This window comes from Microbacterium sp. HJ5, assembly GCF_054824025.1.
On record NZ_JSYE01000003.1, the window covers coordinates 91,530 to 110,578 of the forward strand.

The 19,049-nt window shown below is 71.2% G+C and carries 19 protein-coding genes and 1 tRNA gene; 12 read left to right on the forward strand and 8 right to left on the reverse strand.

What is annotated here, in order from left to right; translation table 11 throughout:
- The first annotated feature begins 1 nt into the window (after position 1).
- Complete coding sequence (locus tag OB08_RS01170) at positions 2–517, forward strand: TetR/AcrR family transcriptional regulator (protein WP_461471251.1); 516 nt, start codon at positions 2–4, stop codon at positions 515–517.
- Here the strand turns inward: OB08_RS01170 and ligD are convergent.
- The 3 genes from ligD to OB08_RS01185 form a co-directional block, all read right to left on the reverse strand.
- Positions 514–1,749 (reverse strand): non-homologous end-joining DNA ligase, encoded by a 1,236-nt coding sequence (ligD, locus tag OB08_RS01175; protein WP_461471253.1) that lies wholly within the window; start codon positions 1,747–1,749, stop codon positions 514–516. The two genes, OB08_RS01170 and ligD, sit on opposite strands and share 4 nt — an antisense overlap.
- A 56-nt stretch (positions 1,750–1,805) precedes the next feature.
- Positions 1,806–2,165 carry a helix-turn-helix domain-containing protein gene (locus OB08_RS01180; RefSeq protein WP_461471255.1) on the reverse strand — a complete coding sequence of 120 codons (360 nt, stop codon included), beginning with the start codon at positions 2,163–2,165 and terminating at the stop codon, positions 1,806–1,808.
- Positions 2,166–2,378: 213 nt separating this feature from the next.
- Positions 2,379–3,299, reverse strand: coding sequence for a Bax inhibitor-1/YccA family protein (locus OB08_RS01185; protein ID WP_461471330.1), 921 nt, complete (start codon positions 3,297–3,299; stop codon positions 2,379–2,381).
- Between the two features lie 165 nt (positions 3,300–3,464).
- Between OB08_RS01185 and OB08_RS01190 the strand changes: the two genes are divergently transcribed.
- Genes OB08_RS01190 through OB08_RS01200 form a run of 3 tightly spaced genes read left to right on the forward strand, consistent with a single transcriptional unit; the run spans position 3,465 to position 6,643 of the window.
- Positions 3,465–4,475, forward strand: a complete 1,011-nt coding sequence (locus tag OB08_RS01190; RefSeq protein ID WP_461471257.1) for a glycerophosphodiester phosphodiesterase family protein — start codon at positions 3,465–3,467, stop codon at positions 4,473–4,475.
- A gap of 33 nt (positions 4,476–4,508) precedes the next feature.
- On the forward strand, positions 4,509–5,546 hold the full coding sequence (locus OB08_RS01195; protein WP_461471259.1) for an ABC transporter ATP-binding protein: 1,038 nt from the start codon (positions 4,509–4,511) through the stop codon (positions 5,544–5,546).
- The gene (locus OB08_RS01200) at positions 5,543–6,643 is read left to right on the forward strand and encodes an ABC transporter permease (RefSeq protein WP_461471261.1); all 1,101 of its coding nucleotides are present in this window, start codon (positions 5,543–5,545) and stop codon (positions 6,641–6,643) included. Before OB08_RS01195 ends, OB08_RS01200 begins: the two co-directional genes overlap by 4 nt.
- 44 nt (positions 6,644–6,687) lie before the next feature.
- Here the strand turns inward: OB08_RS01200 and OB08_RS01205 are convergent, their stop codons facing one another.
- Positions 6,688–7,614, reverse strand: a complete 927-nt coding sequence (locus OB08_RS01205) for a DMT family transporter (RefSeq protein WP_461471263.1) — start codon at positions 7,612–7,614, stop codon at positions 6,688–6,690.
- On the opposite strand from OB08_RS01205, the gene OB08_RS01210 reads away from it, so the two are divergent.
- The 3 genes from OB08_RS01210 to OB08_RS01220 all read left to right on the forward strand — a co-directional run bounded on the left by OB08_RS01210 (position 7,613) and on the right by OB08_RS01220 (position 9,961).
- A complete protein-coding gene (locus OB08_RS01210; RefSeq protein ID WP_461471265.1) occupies positions 7,613–9,022 on the forward strand; it encodes an aminotransferase-like domain-containing protein in 1,410 nt (469 codons plus the stop codon). The two genes, OB08_RS01205 and OB08_RS01210, sit on opposite strands and share 2 nt — an antisense overlap.
- A 151-nt stretch (positions 9,023–9,173) precedes the next feature.
- Positions 9,174–9,647 carry an SRPBCC domain-containing protein gene (locus OB08_RS01215; protein WP_461471267.1) on the forward strand — a complete coding sequence of 158 codons (474 nt, stop codon included), beginning with the start codon at positions 9,174–9,176 and terminating at the stop codon, positions 9,645–9,647.
- Positions 9,644–9,961, forward strand: a complete 318-nt coding sequence (locus OB08_RS01220) for an ArsR/SmtB family transcription factor (protein WP_461471269.1) — start codon at positions 9,644–9,646, stop codon at positions 9,959–9,961. The genes OB08_RS01215 and OB08_RS01220 overlap by 4 nt, the downstream gene beginning before the upstream one ends.
- Positions 9,962–9,988: 27 nt before the next feature.
- On the opposite strand, the gene OB08_RS01225 is transcribed toward OB08_RS01220, so the two are convergent.
- A complete protein-coding gene (locus OB08_RS01225; protein ID WP_461471271.1) occupies positions 9,989–10,198 on the reverse strand; it encodes a hypothetical protein in 210 nt (69 codons plus the stop codon).
- Positions 10,199–10,295: 97 nt separating this feature from the next.
- Here OB08_RS01225 and OB08_RS01230 point away from each other — a divergent pair, with 97 nt between their 5' ends.
- The 4 genes from OB08_RS01230 (at position 10,296) to OB08_RS01245 (ending at position 14,753) form a co-directional block, all read left to right on the forward strand.
- On the forward strand, positions 10,296–10,637 hold the full coding sequence (locus OB08_RS01230; protein ID WP_461471273.1) for a sugar ABC transporter ATPase: 342 nt from the start codon (positions 10,296–10,298) through the stop codon (positions 10,635–10,637).
- A gap of 144 nt (positions 10,638–10,781) precedes the next feature.
- Positions 10,782–11,594 carry an alpha/beta fold hydrolase gene (locus OB08_RS01235; protein WP_461471275.1) on the forward strand — a complete coding sequence of 271 codons (813 nt, stop codon included), beginning with the start codon at positions 10,782–10,784 and terminating at the stop codon, positions 11,592–11,594.
- On the forward strand, positions 11,591–12,967 hold the full coding sequence (locus tag OB08_RS01240; protein WP_461471277.1) for a sensor domain-containing protein: 1,377 nt from the start codon (positions 11,591–11,593) through the stop codon (positions 12,965–12,967). Before OB08_RS01235 ends, OB08_RS01240 begins: the two co-directional genes overlap by 4 nt.
- A gap of 43 nt (positions 12,968–13,010) precedes the next feature.
- A complete protein-coding gene (locus tag OB08_RS01245; RefSeq protein ID WP_461471279.1) occupies positions 13,011–14,753 on the forward strand; it encodes a glycoside hydrolase family 13 protein in 1,743 nt (580 codons plus the stop codon).
- 8 nt (positions 14,754–14,761) lie between these two features.
- Here OB08_RS01245 and OB08_RS01250 read toward each other — a convergent pair whose 3' ends face one another.
- From OB08_RS01250 to OB08_RS01260, 3 genes are all read right to left on the reverse strand, one after another.
- Positions 14,762–14,989: an RNA-binding S4 domain-containing protein gene (locus OB08_RS01250; protein ID WP_461471281.1), complete on the reverse strand. Its 228-nt coding sequence runs from the start codon at positions 14,987–14,989 to the stop codon at positions 14,762–14,764.
- Positions 14,990–15,037: 48 nt separating this feature from the next.
- Positions 15,038–15,113: transfer RNA gene (locus tag OB08_RS01255), tRNA-Met, on the reverse strand.
- A gap of 104 nt (positions 15,114–15,217) precedes the next feature.
- Positions 15,218–15,694, reverse strand: a complete 477-nt coding sequence (locus OB08_RS01260; protein WP_461471283.1) for a heme-degrading domain-containing protein — start codon at positions 15,692–15,694, stop codon at positions 15,218–15,220.
- Between the two features lie 205 nt (positions 15,695–15,899).
- On the opposite strand from OB08_RS01260, the gene OB08_RS01265 reads away from it, so the two are divergent.
- Positions 15,900–18,998 carry a S8 family peptidase gene (locus OB08_RS01265; RefSeq protein WP_461471285.1) on the forward strand — a complete coding sequence of 1,033 codons (3,099 nt, stop codon included), beginning with the start codon at positions 15,900–15,902 and terminating at the stop codon, positions 18,996–18,998.
- Positions 18,999–19,049: the final 51 nt, after the last annotated feature.

The window sequence follows — 19,049 nt, forward strand, 5'->3', positions numbered from 1 at the left end:
AATGCCGACACCGGATCGCACGTCGCTCGCCGCCATCGTCGAGGCCGGGTGCGACCTGCTCGAACAGGGCGGTCCTGCCAAGGTCACGATGCAGGCCGTCGCCGAGCGGGTCGGGGTGCGCGCACCCTCGCTCTACAAGCGCGTCCGCGACCGCGAGGCGCTGCTGCAGCTCGTCGCGGAGGCGACGGTGGACGACCTCGGGGCGCGGCTCGCGGCATCCGATCGCTCACTCACCGCGCTCGCGCGGGTCTACCGGGCGTTCGCGCACGCGCGGCCCGAGGGATTCCGCCTGATGTACTCCGTCTCGGGCAGTCCCGAGGCGCTCGCGCGCGCGAGCGAGCCCGTGCTCAGCGCGGCGCGCGACGCCGTGGGCGAAGAGCGCGCGCTCGAAGAGGCCCGACTGCTCACGGCGTGGGCGACGGGCTTCGTCAGCATGGAGCTCGCGGGCGCGTTCCAGCTCGGCGGCGATGTCGACCAGGCGTTCGAGTACGGACTGACCCGGCTCTCAGCCCCTTAACCCTCTCGCCCGGGCCACACCTTGCCCGCCCAGGGGTCGTAGTCGGCGATGAGCTCCTCCTGCATCGGTCGCTCTCCCTCGGGGACGTGCTGCAGGTTGACCCGCACGCGGTACCAGAGCGAGCTCGACCCTCGCATGCCGTCGACGAGCACGTCGGCCGGGTGCAGCTGTGCGGCGGCGGACGGATGCCTCGACCGCCACTGCTCGAGAGCGTCGAGCGCTTCGGGCTTGGTCTTCGTGCGGGCGACTTCGATGAGCGGCATCGTCGACTGGCGGCGTCCCTCGCCGTCGCCGGCGCGCGGCGGCTTCTCGGCCGGGCCGAGCTCTTCCGCGAGCGCGAGGAGGCCGTCGAGGGTGCCGACCGCGTCGTCGATGCCGCGATGCGGATCGCCGATCGCCGCGAAGCGCTCGAGCACGCTCGCGACCGTGAACTCCTCGGGGCGGCGCAGCGCGACCTCGTCCCAGTCCATCGGGGTCGACACGCGCGCGTCGGGGAGGGGCCGGATCGAATAGGCGGATGCGACGGTGCGGTCCTTCGCGTTCTGGTTGAAGTCCACGAACACGCTCTCGCCGCGCTCCTCCTTCCACCAGCGCGCGGTGGCGAGACCGGGCGCGCGGTTCTCCACCTCGCGCGCGAGCGCCTCGGCAGCGAGACGGAGCTGCTTGTAGTCCCACTGCGGAGCGATGCGCACGAGGATGTGCAGCCCTCGCGAGCCGCTCGTCTTCGGCCACCCGACGAGCCCGACGTCGTCGAGCACTTCGCGGGCCACCATCGCGACGTCGACGATCTGCGACCAGTCCACGCCGGGCATCGGGTCGAGGTCGATGCGCAGCTCGTCGGGGTGGTCGAGATCCTCGGCGCGGATGGGGTGCGGGTTGAGGTCGAGGCACCCGAGGTTGACGACCCAGGCCAGGCCCGCGGCATCCCGGATCACGGCCTCTTCGGCGGACGTGCCGCGCGCGTAGTGCAGCGTGGCGGTGTCGATGAAGCCGGGGTGGTTCTCGGGGACGCGCTTCTGGAAGAACGCCTCCTGGTCGATGCCCTTCACGAAGCGCTTGAGCACCATCGGCCGTCCGCCCGCACCGCGCAGGGCGCCGTCGGCGACAGCGAGGTAGTACTCGACGACGTCGAGCTTGGTGAGACCGGGCTCGGGGAACACGACCTTGTCGGGACTCGAGATGCGCACCTCGTGCCCGCCGACCTGCAGGAACTCCTCTTTGCGCGCTGCCACCCGCCCCACGCTAGCGGCGGCCGATGACACCGGCCAGGGCTTGCGCTCGTGCCGGTTCAGGCAGCGAGCGAGTACGCCGCGCGCACGCCGGCGACCGAGCGCTCGGCCGCACGGTCGCGCAGGTCGTCGACGACCGCGGCCGTCAGCTCGACGAGAGTGACGTCGAGCGCACCGGCGACGGCGGCGATCATCTCGCTCGAGGGCTCTTTGAGGCCGCGCTCGATCTCGGAGAGGTACTGCGGCGAGACCCCCGCGCGCTCGGCCGTGTCGGAGAGGCGCTCGCCGCGGTCGTGGCGTCGACGCCGCAGCTGCTCGCCGAGGGCGTCGCGCCACAGCGGCTCAGGCTCGCGGGGTCCGCGGGGCGAGCGGGGCGCGCGGGGCGCGGGCTTCGTCGGCAGCGGGATGATCTTGGCCATGCCGTCACGATAGGACGCGGATGCCGCACCCGGCGACCTCTTCCGCTCAGAGCAGAACTCCGCGGGCGTGCACAGAATCGGAGATTCTCGCCGACACGCCGGGAATAAGCGGCCCGGACCGGCGTGTCGCCCGAGATCTCCGACGTTGTGCACGCGGACGCAACGGAAGAGGCCGCCCGGCGAACCGGACGGCCTCTGACGCAGAGCGCGGGATTAGTTGGAGCCTCGCACGATGGCGATGATGCGCAGGATCTCGATGTACAGCCACACGACGGTCACCATGATGCCGAAGCCGCCGAGCCAGCCGAACTGACGAGGCGCGCCGTTGCGGACGCCCTGCTGGATCGAGTCGAAGTCGAGCACGAGCGAGTAGGCCGCCATGATGACGACGAGCACGCCGATGATGAGGCCGATCGGGATGCCCATGAACTTCTCGCTGAGCAGGCCGAACGCGTTGGTCGAGACGCCCGTCCACACGAGGACGAGGTTGAGCAGCGAGAACACCAGGTAGCCGACCATCGCGATCATGAAGACCTTGGTCGCGCGCTTGGAGGCGCGGATCTTGCCGCTCGCGAACAGCGCGAGCGTCACGCCGACCACCGACAGGGTGCCGAGGGTCGCCTGGAGGACGATGCCTTCCCAGATCATCTCGAAGTACGCCGAGATGCCGCCGACGAAGAGACCCTCGAACGCCGCGTAGGCGAAGATGAGCGCCGGGCGCACCTTCTTGCGCGACGTGAAGATCACCACGAGCGAGAGGACGAATCCGCCGAGCATGCCGATGAGCCACGGCGCCATGGACGGGGTCGGGTTCTCGGCGGTGACGGGGGCCATCGTCCACACCCAGCCGCCGACGGCGGTGACGAGCAGGACGGCGAACAGGCCGACCGTCTTCCAGATCGTGTCCTCGACCGTCATGCGGTCGGTCTCGATGGCGCCGGCGGCGGGGGCGGCGTACATGCCCTCGAGCTGCGCCTGGGCCGCGGCATCCGTTCCGGCGTGCTGCGCCGTGGAGAACTGGGTCTGCGCGGGGGGCGGGGTCAGGCCGGCCGCCTGACGGCCGCCCGGGTAGGTCTTGACGGCCTTCGGGTCCTGGAAGGCCGAGTTGCTGAACGCGGGATTGTCGAGGGCCACTGCTCTCACACTCCAAGTCAAGGGTTGAACAGCGCGGTGCTGTTGATCAACGATATCCGAACCGCGCCACGGCGCGGCAGACCGCGGCTGTGAGTGATCTATGAGCGGATGCCGCAGCCCGGCGCCGCACGGTCGGCGCCGCTCGCGCGCGGGTAGCCTGAGACGATGCCGCGCCGGAGTCCGCTCGTGATCGGCCATCGCGGCGCCCCGGGATACCGCCCGGAGCACTCGCGCTCCTCGTACGACCTCGCGCTCGAGCTGGGCGTGGACGCCGTCGAGCCCGACATCGTCGTCTCGTCCGACGGCGTGCTCGTCGTGCGGCACGAGAACGAGATCTCCGGCACCACCGATGTCGCCGACCGCCTCGAGTTCGCGGCCCGCCGCACCACGAAGACCGTCGACGGTGCGGAGCTGACCGGATGGTTCACCGAGGACTTCACGTGGGACGAGCTGTCGACGCTGCGCTGCCGCGAGCGGCTGCCCCGGGTGCGCGAGGGGAGTGCGACGTTCGACGACCAGCAGCCCGTGCTGCGGCTCCGCGATGTGCTCGACCTCGTGCGGGCCGGCTCGCTCGCGCAGGGGCGCGAGATCGGCGTCGTCCTGGAGATCAAGCACGCCACGTACTTCGGCGCCCTCGGCTGGGACCTGGACGAGCTCATCGCCGCCGAGCTGCGCGACGCGGGCTGGGCCGACGGCGCCCTGCCGCTCACGATCGAGTCGTTCGAGTCGAGCATCCTGTACGCGCTGCAGGAGCGGGGCATCCCGGCGGCCTACATCTATCTGCTCGAGGCCGCCGGCCGACCCTTCGATCTCTTCACCGCGCAGGGCAAGGCGGCACTCACGTACAAGCAGACGGCGCAGCCGGCCGGACTCGACGCGCTCGTCGGCCGGGTCGACGGCATCAGCGTCGACAAGCGCATGATCCTCGCCCCCGACAAGCTGGGGCGGCTCACCGGCCCGTCCCCGCTCGTCGCCGACGCCCACGAGCGCGGCCTTCGCGTCTTCACCTGGACGTGCCGCCCCGAGAACAGCTTCCTGATCGGACAGTTCCGCGGCCGCGGCGGCCCGGCGGCGTTCGGGGACTGGGAGTCGGAGTGGGCGGTGATCCGGGATGCCGGTGTCGACGGCGTCTTCGTCGACCACCCCGACCTCGGCGTGGCGTTCTTCCGTTCCTGACGTCGGGAAGCGCCTTCTGGCTATGGTGAGTGCGTGACCTCCCCCGGCATCGTCGTCGAAGGAGTCCGTCGCGCGTTCGGCGAGGTCCAGGCAGTGCGCAGCGTGTCGCTCCAGGCGCACGCGGGCCGCGTCACCGGACTCGTCGGACCCAACGGCTCGGGCAAGACGACCCTCCTGCTCATGCTCGCCTCGCTCCTCGCGCCGGACGCGGGCTCGATCCGCATCGACGGCGTCGACCCCGTCGCCGATCCGCAGGCCGCGCGGGCGCTGATCGGGTGGATGCCCGACACGCTCGGAGCGTGGGCCTCGCTGACGTCGCGGGAGACGCTGGTGGTCACGGCACGGCTGTACGGGATGCCGAAGGCCGAGGCATCCGCTCGCGCGGAGTCGCTGCTGGCCGAGGTCGGGCTGACCTCGCTCGCCGACTCTCCGGCGAAGGTGCTCTCGCGAGGCCAGAAGCAGCGGCTGGGGCTCGCGCGCGCGCTCGTGCACGACCCGCGGGTGCTGCTCCTCGACGAGCCGGCGTCCGGTCTCGATCCTCAGGCGCGCATCGACCTGCGGGTCCTGCTGCGACGGTTCGCCGCCGAGGGGCGCACGATCCTCGTCTCGAGCCACATCCTGTCCGAGCTCGAAGAGGTCGTCGACGACGCGGTCTTCCTCGTGGCGGGCGAGACCGTCGACGCGGGGCGCGTCGAAGCGGCGGCCCGTCGTGCGCGGCCGTGGCGCATCCGGCTCGTCGGGGTCGAGGCATCCGTCGCCGTCGGTCAGGTCGCCGCGGCGCTCGCCGCCGATCCGTCGACCATCGGCACCGACCGGCGTGACGTCGTGGCCGAGTTCGACTCGGACGAGAGCGCCGCCGCGGCGCTGCGCGACCTCATCGCCGCGGGACTGCCCGTGGCGGAGTTCGCCGCCGCCCAGGGCAGCCTCGAGCGCACGTTCCTCGACCTCGGCAAGGGCGTGCCGCCGCAGGTCCCGCCCGCCCCTCCTGCCGAGGCTGCGCCCGATGTGCCGGCCCCCGCCCGGAAGCCCCCGAGTCCCCGGCCCGCGAGCGACCAGGAGGAGAAGGCATGAGCGGTCAGCGACTGGGCACCATCCTCGGGCTCGAGCTGAAGCAGCGCACCCGCAGCGTCGCCTGGTACGTGCTGCTCGGCGTCTTCGCGGCGCTCCTGCTGCTCGTCACGACGCTCTCGTTCCTCGCGTTCCGCTGGCTTCCTCAGCAGCAGGGATCCGCGATCTACTCGACGATCGTCTACATCACGCTGCTGCTCATCGTGCTCGTGTCGCCGACGCTGAGCGGCAATTCGATCAACGGCGATCGGGATGCCGCGACCCTCGCCCCCGTGCAGGTCACGCTCGCCACGACGGGCGAGATCCTGCTCGGCAAGTTCCTCGCGGCGTGGGTGACCGGACTGGCGTTCGTCGCCGTGTCGGTGCCGTTCCTCGTCGCGGCCACACTCGCCGGAGGTGCCAGCGCCGCCACCATCGGCGTCTCGCTCCTCGTGCTCGTCGTCGAAGTCGGGGTCATCGCGGCGATCGGCGTCGCGCTCAGCGGCATCCTGGCGCGGCCGCTCTTCTCGGTCGCGACCACCTACCTGGTCGTCGCCGCGCTCGTCGTCGGCACGCTCATCGCCTTCGGGCTCGTGGGGGCCACCATGCGCACCGAGCAGGTCAACAACTACCGCTCGCTCGACTGGGAGTCGTACGAGGGCGAGACCTACCCGTGCGCGCCGGGTGAGGAGCCCACCGGCGACTACCCGTGCGACGACGACGTCACCCCCGAGTGCGGCGAGTGGACGTCGCACACCTCTGAGGTGCCGCGGTTCGACCGCGTGTGGTGGCTGCTGGCCGCCAACCCGTTCGTGATCCTCGCCGACGCCACGCCCACGACGTTCGATCGGCAGGGGTATCCCGTCGACCTGTTCGGGCAGATCAAGCTCGCGGTGCGGATGGCCCAGCAGCCGCCCGAGGCGGAGACGTCGTACGACGACTGCAGTCCGCCCCCGTTCGGCGAGGATCTCACGCCGGAGGAGCGGATCGAGCAGAGCGCGCCGAGCTGGTTCGTCGGACTGACGCTGCAGCTGCTGCTCGCCGCCGGGCTGCTGTGGTGGGCCTGGGCCCGCACGCGCACGCCGGCTCGCACGCTGCCGCCGGGCACCCGCATCGCCTGACCCGAACGTCGACCGAACTCGCCGGGCGGCGAGGGCGGCAGGACTCAGCGGTGCCGTCCGCCTCCGAGGCGGGTGCGCACGGCCAGGGCGGCGCAGAGGATCACGGCCGCGCCGCCGAGGACCGTCGACCAGGTGAGCGGCTCGCCGAGCAGCAGCGCCGCCCACGAGATCGTGAGCACGGGCTGCACGAGCTGGATCTGGCTCACGCGCGCCATCGGCCCGATCGCGAGGCCGCGGTACCAGGCGAAGAACCCGAGGAACATGCTCACCACGGCGAGGTAGCCGAACGCGAGCCACTCGACGGGGGATGCCGCGGGCGGAGCCTCCGCGATCGAGACGGCGGTGAGAGCGACCATGAGCGGCGCGGCGAGCACGAGCGCCCACGACACCGTCTGCCACGAGCCGAGCTCGCGCGACAGCATCCCGCCCTCGGCGTAGCCGATCGCCGCGGCGAGGACCGCGCCGAACAGCAGCAGGTCCGACCAGTGGAGGCCGCCGAGACCGCCGCTGTGCAGGGCGGCGAACACCACGGCGGCCACGGCGCCCAGGCTCGCGAACACCCAGAACGATCGCGCGGGCCGCTCCTTGGCACGCAGCACGGCCATCACGGCTGTCGCCGCGGGGAGGAGGGCGATGACCACCGCGCCGTGGGTCGCGGACGAGGTGGTGAGTGCGAACGAGGTCAGCAGCGGGAAGCCGGCGACCACGCCCCCGGCCACGATCGCGAGGCGCGCCCATTGGCGCCCGGTGGGGAGAGCCTGGCGCGTGAGCGCCAGCGCGCAGGCGGCGAGGGCGGCCGCGACCACGGCGCGGCCGGCGCCGATGAACAGGGGGCTGAGCCCGCCGAGCGCGACCGTCGTGAAGGGAACGGTGAACGAGAAGGCGAGGACACCGACGAGGCCCCAGGAGAGCCCGGCACGACCGGATAGCAGTGGTGTCGGGGAAGCGATAACGCTACTGTGTATCGACATGGCAAACGATAGCACCGATCGCATCGTCGCCGACCTCAGGCGGTGGATCGCGACTGCTCCGCCGGGCGCCCGGGTCCCGTCGAACCGCGAGCTCATGGCGCGGCACGGCGCGAGCCCGGTCACCGTGCAGAAGGCCATGCGCACGCTCGTCGCGCTCGGGCTCGTCGACAGCCGCCCCGGCGTGGGCACCTTCGTGCGCGGCATCCGCCCCCCGCGACCGGTCGACTACGCGTGGCAGACGTCCGCCCTCGGCGCCGCGCAGTCGCGCCTGCTCGGCCTGCCGTCGGCGCAGCGCGCCCCGTCGCCGGATGCGATCGCCCTGCACGCCGGCTATCCCGATCGCGAGCTGCTGCCCGAGCGGCTGGTGCGCTCCGCGATCGCGCGTGCGGCGAGGACGGATGCCGCGGCCACGCGCTCCCCGGTCGCCGGTGCGCCCGATCTCCAGGCGTGGTTCGCGGCCGAGCTCGCGAGCGCGGCGCCGGCCGGCGTCACTCCACCCGCCGCGCGCGACGTGCTCATCCTCTCGGGCAGCCAGAGCGGGCTCAGCTCCATCTTCCGCGCCCTCGTCGGCCCGGGGCAGCCGCTGCTGATCGAGTCGCCGACCTACTGGGGCGCCATCCTCGCGGCGACGCAGGCGAACGTGAGGCTCGTGCCGGTGGCGTCGGGGCCGGACGGGCCCGACCTCGACGACGTGGACCGGGCGTTCGAGCAGACGGGCGCACGGGCGTTCTACGTGCAGCCCACGTACGCGAATCCGACCGGCGCCCAGTGGTCGGCCGAGCGCGGCCGCGCCGTGCTCGACATCGCGCGGCGCCACGGTGCATTCCTGGTCGAGGACGACTGGGCGCACGATCTCGCGATCGACACGGATCCCCGGCCGATCGCCGCCTTCGACGACGACGGTCACGTCATCTACCTGCGCTCGCTCACCAAGAGCGTCTCGCCCGCCCTCCGCGTCGCGGCCGTCACGGCGCGCGGCCCGGCGCGCGAGCGCATCCTGGCGGACCGCGCTGCCGAGTCGATGTACGTGAGCGGGCTCCTGCAGGCCGCGTCGCTCGACGTCGTGACCCAGCCGGCGTGGCGCACGCATCTGCGCTCCGTCCGCGAACAGCTGCGCGCCCGCCGCGACGTGCTCGTCTCGAGCCTCGCCGAGCACGCGCCCCTCGCGCACCTCGAGCACGTTCCGCGGGGCGGGCTCAACCTGTGGCTGCGTCTTCCGGGCGACACCGACGTGGAGGGGTTCGTCCGCGCGTGCGAGGGCCGCGGGGTCATCGTGGCCGACGGGGCCGAGTGGTTCCCGGCCGAGGCATCCGCTCCCCACATCCGGCTCAATTACTCGGGTCCGAGCCCGGAGCGCTATCCCGAGGCGGCGCGCGTCATCGCCGAGGAGCTCGACCGCGCGCTCTGAGCCTCGGCGAGGCGCGGCGGCGCGGGAATCGCCCGCCTCTGACTGCAACCGGGGGGTTGCGCTTTTCATCCTCGACTGCAACCATGAGGTTGCACAGAGATTGCAACCTCAAGGTTGCAGTCGATGACAGAGAGGAAGCATCATTGTGAGCATGGCAGCCAACCCGTCGTCGACCGTCGACGACGCCGCCTTCTCGGTGCGGCGCACCATCCGGATCGCCGCTCCCGTCGCGAAGGTGTGGGCCGCGGTCACCGAGCCGGAGCATATCTCGCGCTGGTTCGGGCGGGCCGAGTTCGAGGGGTCGTATGCCGGTGCGCGCGGCACCTTGACGTGGCCCGACCGCGCGCCGATCCCCGTGCGGCTCGAGGCCATCGAAGCGCAGCGGATGGTGTCCTACCGCTGGAGCAACGACGACGCGAGCGGCGTCGTGCCCGACGAGCTCGACGAGTCGCGCTCCACGGTGTTCACCTTCACGCTCGTCGAAGTGTCGGACGGCACCGAGCTGACCGTCGTCGAGACCGGGTTCGAGGCGACCTCCGACCCGGCCGCGAACCTCGCCGACCATCGCGACGGCTGGAACGGCGAGCTCGACAAGCTCGTCGCGCTGCTCGAGAGCGGCTCGTGACGACAGAGACGCTGGTTCCGGTGTTCGCCGCACTCGGAGACGAGACCCGGTGGAGCATCCTGGCGGCGCTCGGCGAGGGTGACGCATCGGCGTCGGCCCTCGCCGGGCGCCTGCCCGTCACCCGGCAGGCCGTCGCCAAGCACCTCGCCGTGCTCCAGGAGGTCGGGCTCGTCGAGCCGGTCAAGGTCGGCCGGGAGGTGCGCTACCGCATCGTCGGTGCGCAGCTGAGCGCGACCGCGCGGCGGCTCGACGCCGTCGGCGCCGAGTGGGACCGGCGCCTCGCGGCGATCAAGGAGATCGCCGAAGGGCTCTGACCCGCCGGCGATCTCGCCGGCGGGCGGTCAGGACGGGCCGGGGTCCTCCTCCGGGTTCCCGGGGCGCACCGGCGCGTCGTCCCTCACGTCGATCCGTGTGACGCCGTCGCGCGGGTGGGTCACGTCGAAGCGCGGAGCGGCGTCGGCCTCGACCGCGTCCGGCGCCGCGAGCAGCTGATCGCGGCGCTTCTCGTCGGGAGTCATGCCGGCTGTGCCGTCGGTCTCGTGCTCTGCCATGACTCGACGATAGGAGGCGGCGCACCGGCCGTGTCAACCCCCTCCGGCCGCGCGGGCGCCGTTCGTACCGTGGAGCGGACACGGAAGAAGGAGCACCATGTCGGACACGACACCGGACCGCGGCATAGCGCCCGTCGAAGACGAATCCGTCGGGGCGCAGCCGCTCCGCGACGGCGACACGTCGATCGACCTCGAGTACGACCCCGCTCAGGCGGAGTGGGACCGCACGACCTCGCTCGACGCGGGGGTGCCGGCCGAGGAGCTCGATGCCGCCACCGCCACCGGCGACGATCCGGCGCAGCTCCCCGACCCGCTCGACGAGGTGCCCGCCGACGATCTCCACGCTGCTGCCGACCTCCCCGAGACCCAGGGGCTGGACCCGAATCAGGCGGAGCTCGGCGAGGAGGGCCAGGGCGATCTCGCGCCCGAAGACCTCTGAACCTCCGCCGCGCCATGCGGCTCACGGATGCGCGGATCGGCTACCCGCGACCGGGCACGAGGGCGGAGTGGGGCCGCGGCCGCGTGGTGACGTACGATCGGGCGTAGGTGCGGTGCCCCCCGCTGTGCCGGGGATGAGAACGCCATGACCGCCGTTCGTACGATCGACGTTCTGCGTCGCAACAACGTCGTCGTGTCCGGCGATCCCGCCGGCCGGGTGATGATGTTCGCCCACGGCTTCGGCTGCAGTCAGGCGACCTGGAACCTCGTCGCTCCGCACTTCGAGGCCGACCACCGCGTCGTGCTGTTCGACCACGTCGGCGCCGGCGGGTCCGACGTCTCGGCCTACGACCGGGGCAAGTACGACTCGCTCGACGGCTATGCCGCTGACGTCCTCGAGATCCTCGACGCGCTCGATGCCACGGACGTGGTGTTCGTGGGTCACTCGGTGAGCGCCATGATCGGCGTGCTTGCGGCGAATCGCGAGCCGGAGCGCTTCGGCGCACTCGTGCTCATCGGGCCGTCGCCGCGCTACACCAACGAAGGCTCGTACATCGGCGGTTTCGAACCGGCTGACATCCAGGCGCTCCTCGAGTCGCTCGACGCCAACTACCTCGGGTGGTCGCACGCGACGGCGCCGGTCATCATGGGCAGGCCCGACCTTCCCGAGCTCGGGCAGCGGCTCAGCGACAGCTTCTGCAGTCTCGACCCCTCCATCGCCCAGCACTTCGCGCACGTGACATTCCTCTCGGACAACCGCGCCGACCTCGCCGTCGTGTCGGTGCCGACGCTCGTGATCCAGTGCACGGCAGACACGATCGCGCCCCATGCGGTCGGCGACTACGTCCACGCCGAGATCGCGGGGAGCCGTCTCGCGGTGCTCGAGGCGACAGGGCACGTCCCGATCCTCTCGGCCCCTGACGAGGTCGTCGCACAGATCCGCGCGTACCTCTCGTGAGCGGTCCCAGCGAAGACTGGTTCCACGCGGCTCCCTGCGGACTGCTCGCGATGACGATCGACGGTGAGATCACCGACGTCAACGAGATGTTCCTGTCGTGGAGCGGTCATGCGCTCGCCGATCTCGTCGGGCAGCCGTTCGCGTCGCTGCTCGATCCCGGAAGCCGGCTCTTCTTCGAGACCCGTTACACGCAGGTGATGCATCTCGAGGGTCGGGTGAACGAGGTCGCGCTGACCCTGATGAAGGCCGACGGTTCTCCCATGCCCAGCCTCGTCAACTCGATACGCGACGACGACGCGGGCGTCATCCGCACGGCCGTGTTCAACGCGGAGGAGCGCATCCGCTACGAGCGCGAGCTCCTCACCGCGCGCCGCGCGGCCGAGTCGTCCGAGGAGCGCGTGCGCATCCTGCAGGAGATCTCGAGCGCCTTCGGGGTGAGCGCCAGCGACGAGGACGTCGCCGAGTCGTTCGCGCAGGTCGCGCGCACGGCGTTCGCGGCCCGGGAGACCGCAGTGCATCTGCTCCAGGACGACGGCGATCTGAAGCTCGTGGGCGGCAGCAACCCCCTGGTCGGCAAGGTCGCGCCGATCGCCGAGCTGCGGGCCACTCCGCACGTCGCGGTGATCACCGCCGGGCCTGAGGAGACCGCGTACCCGCAGGTCGCCGCGGCGCTGCGCGAGGAGCGGCTCGCGGCACTGACGATCACGCCGCTCGTCGCCGACGGCGTGCGGCTGGGCATCCTGGTGTGCTTCTTCGCGCGGCGCAGCGAGTTCGATTCGCAGTTCTTCGACCTGCTCGACGCCCTGAGCCGCCAGGCGTCACAGACGCTGACGCGTGTGCGCCTGCAGCGCCGCCTCGCCTTCCTCGCCTTGCACGACCAGCTGACGGGCGTCGCGAACCGCCAGCTGCTCCAGCTCACGCTGGACGAGTCCATCGCGCAGGCGATCGATCGGAACGAGCCGCTCGCGGTGATGTTCCTCGACGTCGACGACTTCAAGAGCATCAACGACGCCTTCGACCACGCCACCGGCGACCTGGTGCTCGTCGAGCTCGCCCACCGGCTTCAGGCCGGGGTGCGCTCCGGCGACGTGGTCGGCCGCATCGGCGGCGACGAGTTCGTCGCGATCTGCGCGGCCACCGACGGCGAGGCGGCGTCCGCGGTGGCGGACCGCATCCTCGACATCTGCTGTCAGCCCATCGCCGTCCCGGACGGCATCATCTCGGCGTCGGTGAGCATCGGCATCTCGATCCACCGCCCCGGCTCCGGCGCCCGCCCCACCGCCGAGCAGATGCTCGTGCGGGCCGACGCGGCGATGTACGACTCGAAGCGCCAGGGGAAGAACCGGCATACGTTCGACGCGGCGGGCGCATAGTCGAGCGGATGCCGCGCCCTGCCCGGCTGAAAGGACAGGCTCCATGACCCCCGATCCCGCCACCGAGGCGCGTCGCGAAGCGACGTGGTGGACCTCCGCCGTCGTGTACCAGATCTACCCCCGCTCGTTCCAGGACTCGAATGGCGACGGGATCGGCGACCTGCGCGGGGTGCTCCGGCGCATCGACCACCTCGTCGAGCTCGGCGTGGACGTCGTGTGGTTCTCGCCCGTCTACCGCAGCCCGCAGGACGACAACGGGTACGACATCAGCGACTACCGCGACGTCGACCCGATCTTCGGCACCCTGGCCGACCTGGACGCCGTCGTCGACGCGCTGCACGAGCGCGGCATCCGGGTCGTGATGGATCTCGTCGTGAACCACACCAGCGACGAGCACGCCTGGTTCGCAGAGTCGCGCTCCTCGAAGGACAGCCCGAAGCGCGACTGGTACTGGTGGCGGCCGGCCCGCGAGGGGTTCGAGCCAGGCGCGCCCGGCGCCGAGCCGACCAACTGGGGCTCGTTCTTCTCGGGCTCGACGTGGGAGTTCGACGAGGCCTCCGGCGAGTACTTCCTGCACCTCTTCAGCCGCAAGCAGCCCGATCTCAACTGGGAGAACCCGCAGGTGCGGGAGGCCGTCTACGACATGATGCGGTGGTGGCTCGATCGTGGGATCGACGGATTCCGCATGGATGTCATCAACTTCATCTCGAAGGCTGTGGGCGAGGACGGCTCGCTGGCCGACGGCGCTGTGAGCCACGGTCCGTACGGCGACGGCGGACCGCACACCATCAACGGACCGCGCCTGCACGAGTTCCTCCAGGAGATGCACCGCGAGGTCTTCGAGGGCCGTCGCGACACCCTGCTGCTCGTCGGCGAGACGCCGGGGGCGACGGTCGAGGACGGCAGGCTCTTCACGGACCCTGCGCGCGCCGAGCTCGACATGATCTTCACGTTCGAGCACATGGGCCTCGATCACGGCCCCGCCGGACGCTTCGACCGCCGGCCGGTCGACCTGCGGGAGCTGAAGGCGACCCTCGGCAGGTGGCAGACCGGGCTGCAGGATGCCGGGTGGAACGCGCTCTACTGGGAGAACCACGACCAGCCGCGCATCGTCTCGAGGTTCGGCGACGACGGCGCGTTCCGGCGCGAGTCGGCGACGATGCTCGCGACGATCCTGCACCTGCACCGCGGCACGCCGTACGTCTACCAGGGCGAAGAGCTCGGCATGACGAACGCCCACTTCACCGACCTCTCGCAGTATCGCGACATCGAGTCGCTGCGGTTCGCGGCCGAGGCGCGCGAGCTCGACCGCCTGAACGATGCCCAGCTCGTCGAGGCGCTCGCGTTCGGCAGCCGCGACAACGCGCGGACCCCCGTGCAGTGGGATGCCTCGCCCCAGGCCGGCTTCACCGACGGTGAGCCGTGGATCTCGGTCAACCCCAACACGACGACGGTGAACGCCGAGGCGGAGCGGGCGGACGAGGCATCCGTCTTCCATCACTACCGGCGTCTCATCGCGCTCCGCCACGACGAGGCGGTCGTGCGGTGGGGCGACTTCGCGATGCTCCTCGACGACGACCCGCACGTGTACGCCTTCACGCGCACGCTCGACGACGAGCAGCTCGCGGTCTTCGGCAACGCGACGGGGGAGCCGCGCACAGTGGAGGCACCGTTCGCGCTCGACGGGGTCGCGGTGCTGATCGGCAACTACGGCGACGACCCGGTCGTGCGGGGCACCGTGCTCGGGCTGCGACCCTGGGAGGCGGTCGTCTACCGGGTGAGGTGATGCGCCGCCTACGGGGCGACGCGCACCCGGCGGCCCTCGAAGGCGACGACGTCGCCCGGGTGAAGCTGGCGGCCGCGGCGGCGGTCGACCTCACCGTTGACGGTGACGTAGCCGTCGATGATGGCCTCCTTCACGTCGCCGCCGGAATCGAGCAGCCCGGCGAACTTCATGAACTGTCCGAGGCGGATGACATCCCCGCCGATCGGCACGTCGTCGATCGGGGCGGAGGTCGTCATGCCGGAATGCTAGCCGAGCGGTCGACGATCCCGTGCGATCGCTGCGCGTGGACGCGACGGCGGGAGTCGAACCCGCAACGCACTCGGTTATGAGCCGGTGCCCGGGACCGCCCGGATCGCCGCGATGAGGCAAAGCTAGCCCCACCGGCGGACGTATGCCCAGAGCGTTAACTGTGGTTTCGCTGTGCGTCGCCGGATGACGGAAGTCGCGGGCGAGGCATCCGCTCGTCAGAGCCCTGCGAGGTACGCCCGCAGATGCTCGACGACGAAGGCGTGGTCTTCGGCCTGCGGCAGCCCGGAGACTCCGACGGTGCCCACCACCCCGACGCCGGCGATCGTCAGCGGGAACACTCCGCCGTGCGCGGCGTAGCGCACGGGGTCGAGTCTCGCGTCGACGTCGAAGTCCTTGTCGGCGGCGCGGAACGACTGGCCGACACCGTACGAAGACCGCGCGAACCGCCTTGCGACACGGGTCTTGCGGTCGAGCCAGCCGTCGTTGTCGGCGCTCGATCCGGGCAGCGCGGTGTGGAAGACGCGGGCCTCGCCGAGGGTGATGCCGATGACGATCGGCAGCCTCGCGGCGAGTGCCGCTTCGCGCATGCGGGAGCCGAGAGCCCAGGCATCCGACAGGTCGAACCGGGGGAGTACCAGCTCGCGCTCCTCGGCTTCGATCCGGTTGAGGATGCTGCGTGCGTCGTCGCTCATGAGCACGAGCGTATCTCTCGATCAACGGCCGCGGATGTCACATCGAGACAGCCGGGCGGGCGTTTTCCGACCTCGGATTGAGCGCTCTGCTCAACCTGAGAATCGACTGTTGACTTGATGTGAGAAGACACATACCGTCGCCGGAGTATCTCCTCCCCCGTATCCCCAGCACGGAGAAAGTTGGTCCCCTTTGTACAGACGTACATTGGCGGTCGCCGCTGTCGTGGCGCTGTCACTCCCCACAACCGCGGCGTTCGCCGCAACAGACGACGACCCGTCGTCGAAATTCGAGCAGGCCGAGTCGCGCGGACAGATCAGCGAGACCGTCCAGCCGCTCAGCGCCGACGCTGACGGCAACGTCACGGTCGTCGTCGAGCTCGCGGGCGACCCGGTCGCGGTCGTCCAGGCCGAGAAGGGGCGCGAGCTCACGAAGGCCGAGCGCACCGCGATCAAGAAGTCGCTCGAGCAGGCGCAGCAGCCTGTCGTCGGCGCCGTCGAGGCGGAGGGCGGCGCGGTCGAGGCCACCATGCAGTCCGCGTACAACGGCGTGCAGGCGACCATCCCGGCAGACGCCGTCGACACCGTGGCAGCGCTGCCCAACGTCGTCGGCATCCACACCGCGCGCACCTACACGATCGACAACGCCGTCTCGGTGCCGTTCCTCGGCGTGCCGCAGGTGTGGCAGAGCACGGGCTACACCGGCGAGAACGTCAAGGTCGCGATCATCGACACCGGCATCGACTTCACCCACGCCAACTTCGGCGGCCCGGGCACGGTCGAGGCGTACGAGGCCGCCAACGCGGCCGAGACGCAGGCGGCCGACCCCGCCCTCTTCGGGCCGAACGCCCCGCGCATCAAGGGCGGCTGGGACTTCGTCGGCGACGACTACGACGCCAACGACGACACCAGCGTCCCGAAGCCCGACGCCAACCCGCTCGACTGCAACGGCCACGGCAGCCACGTCGCCGGCACCACCGGCGGCAGCGGCGTGACGGCTGCGGGCGAGACCTACACGGGCGCCTACGACGAGAGCACGGCTTCGCAGGAGTGGAAGATCGGGCCGGGCGTCGCGCCCGAGGTCGACCTCTACGCGCTGCGCGTCTTCGGCTGCGAGGGCTCGACCAACGTCACCACCGCCGCCATCGACTGGGCCGTCGCCAACGACATGGACGTCATCAACATGTCGCTCGGCTCGAGCTTCGGCACCGCGACCGACCCCGAGGCCGTCGCCGCCGCCAACGCCATCGGCGCGGGCGTCGTCGTCGTCGCCTCGGCGGGCAACTCCGGGCCGGCCCCGTACATCTCGGGCGCGCCGGGCAACGGCGAGGGCGTCATCTCGGTCGCCGCGGTCGACAGCACCGCGAGCTTCCCGGGTGCCACCGTCACCGTGGGCGGCGTGGCCGTCCCGGCGATCAACGCCAACGGCGCGAGCCTCGAGGGTCTCCCGGCGATGACCGTCGTGCGACTCGTCGACAACCCGGCCACGGCCGAGAACGAGGCGCTCGGCTGCTCGGTCGCCGCGTACACGAGCAACGGCGTGGGCGCGGGTCTCAACCAGCTCGCCGTCTCGGCGCGCGGAACGTGCGCCCGCGTCTCGAAGGCGATCTACGCCGAGCAGGCCGGCGCGGCCGCGGCTCTCATGGTGAACAACACGAACGACTTCCCGCCGTTCGAGGGCAAGATCACCGAGAACGCCGACACCGGCGAGCCCTTCGACGTCACGATCCCGTTCCTCGGGGTGCGCGCGTCGGACGGCGCGAAGTTCACCACGAACGCTCCGGCGACCATCGCGGCGGCCGACCTCGACAACCCCGCCTTCCGCGGCTACGCGTCGTTCTCGTCGAACGGCCCCCGCAGCGGTGACAGCGGCGTGGCCGTCGACATCGCGGCGCCCGGCGTCTCGATCGTGTCGACGGGCGTCGGCACGGGCAACGGCCCGGCCACGATCTCGGGCACGTCGATGGCGGCTCCGCATGTCGCGGGCGTCGCAGCGCTGACGGTCCAGTCCCACCCGGGCTGGAAGGCGGCGGACATCGCGGCAGCGGTCGTGTCGTCGGCCGACCCCGAGAAGGTCGCCGGTCAGCAGATGACCCGCGGCGGCGTCGGACTCGTCGATGCGGCTCAGGCCGTCGCGACGAAGGTCACCGCGACCGGCGACGCGTTCCGCACCGACAGCGGCTGGCTCCGCGAGTCGGCGCTGAGCTTCGGGTTCCAGGAGTCCTGGGTCGGCTTCGCCGGTCTCAAGACGATCACCCTGACGAACCACGGCGACAAGGACGTGACCTACAAGGTCAGCTCCGCTCCGTCGGCGCAGTCCGAGAAGGCGAAGATCAGCCTGAACCGCACCACGGTCAAGGTTCCCGCCAAGGGCAAGGCCACCGTCATCGTGGGCCTCACGGCCGCGGCCGGTGCCGTCGGCTCGTCGTCGGTCGCCGGTGACCCGTTCGCGCTGTACGAGTTCTCTGGTGACATCGTGCTCACCTCCGACTCGTCGACGCTGCGGGTGCCGTACCTCCTGGTTCCGCGTTCGGACGCCCGCGTCGCCTCGTCGACGGGCGCCCTGTTCGGCAAGAAGGAGCAGGTCGCGGACGCCGAGAAGTCGGTCAAGCTGACCAACGCCCTCGGCGCCCGCGCCGCCGGTGCGGACGTCTACACGTGGGGTCTCAGCGACGCCAAGGACGTGCCTGAGACCATCGAGGACTCCGGGTTCGACCTGGCATCGGCCGGTGTGCAGTCGTTCGCCGACGGCGACGACCAGCTGCTGGTGTTCGCGGTGAACACGCACAAGCGGTGGTCCAACGCCGCCGGTGTCGAGTTCGACGTCGTGATCGACCGCAACGGCGACGGCAAGGCCGAGGCCGTGGTGTTCTCGGCCGACTCCGGTCTGGTCCGCGCGGGCTCCGTCGACGGTCGCTCCGAGGTGTTCGTCAGCACCCCGGCGGGTCTGTTCGCAGCGGGCTTCTACGCGCAGGCTCCCACCGACAGCAGCACCATCCTGCTGCCGGTCTGGGCGAGCGACCTGGGCCTCACGTCCGATGCCGGCTCGTTCTCCTACTCGGTGGACAGCTACTCGATCACCAACACGGCGGGAACCGACACGATCGACGGGTTCGCGAAGTACAACCCGTGGTCGCCGGCTCTCGAGAACGGCCAGTTCGCCGAGGTGCCCCGCAACGGCACCGCGACGGTCCCGGTCGGGGTCGACGCTGCGGCGTACGCCGACCAGAAGCCGCTGGGTGTCATGGCGGTCGTGATCGACAACAAGTCGGGCACGTCTGAGACGGTGCTCGTCAAGACGAAGTAACCGTCGTCTACCGTCCGAGGGCGGCACTCCCGGAAGGGGGTGCCGCCCTCG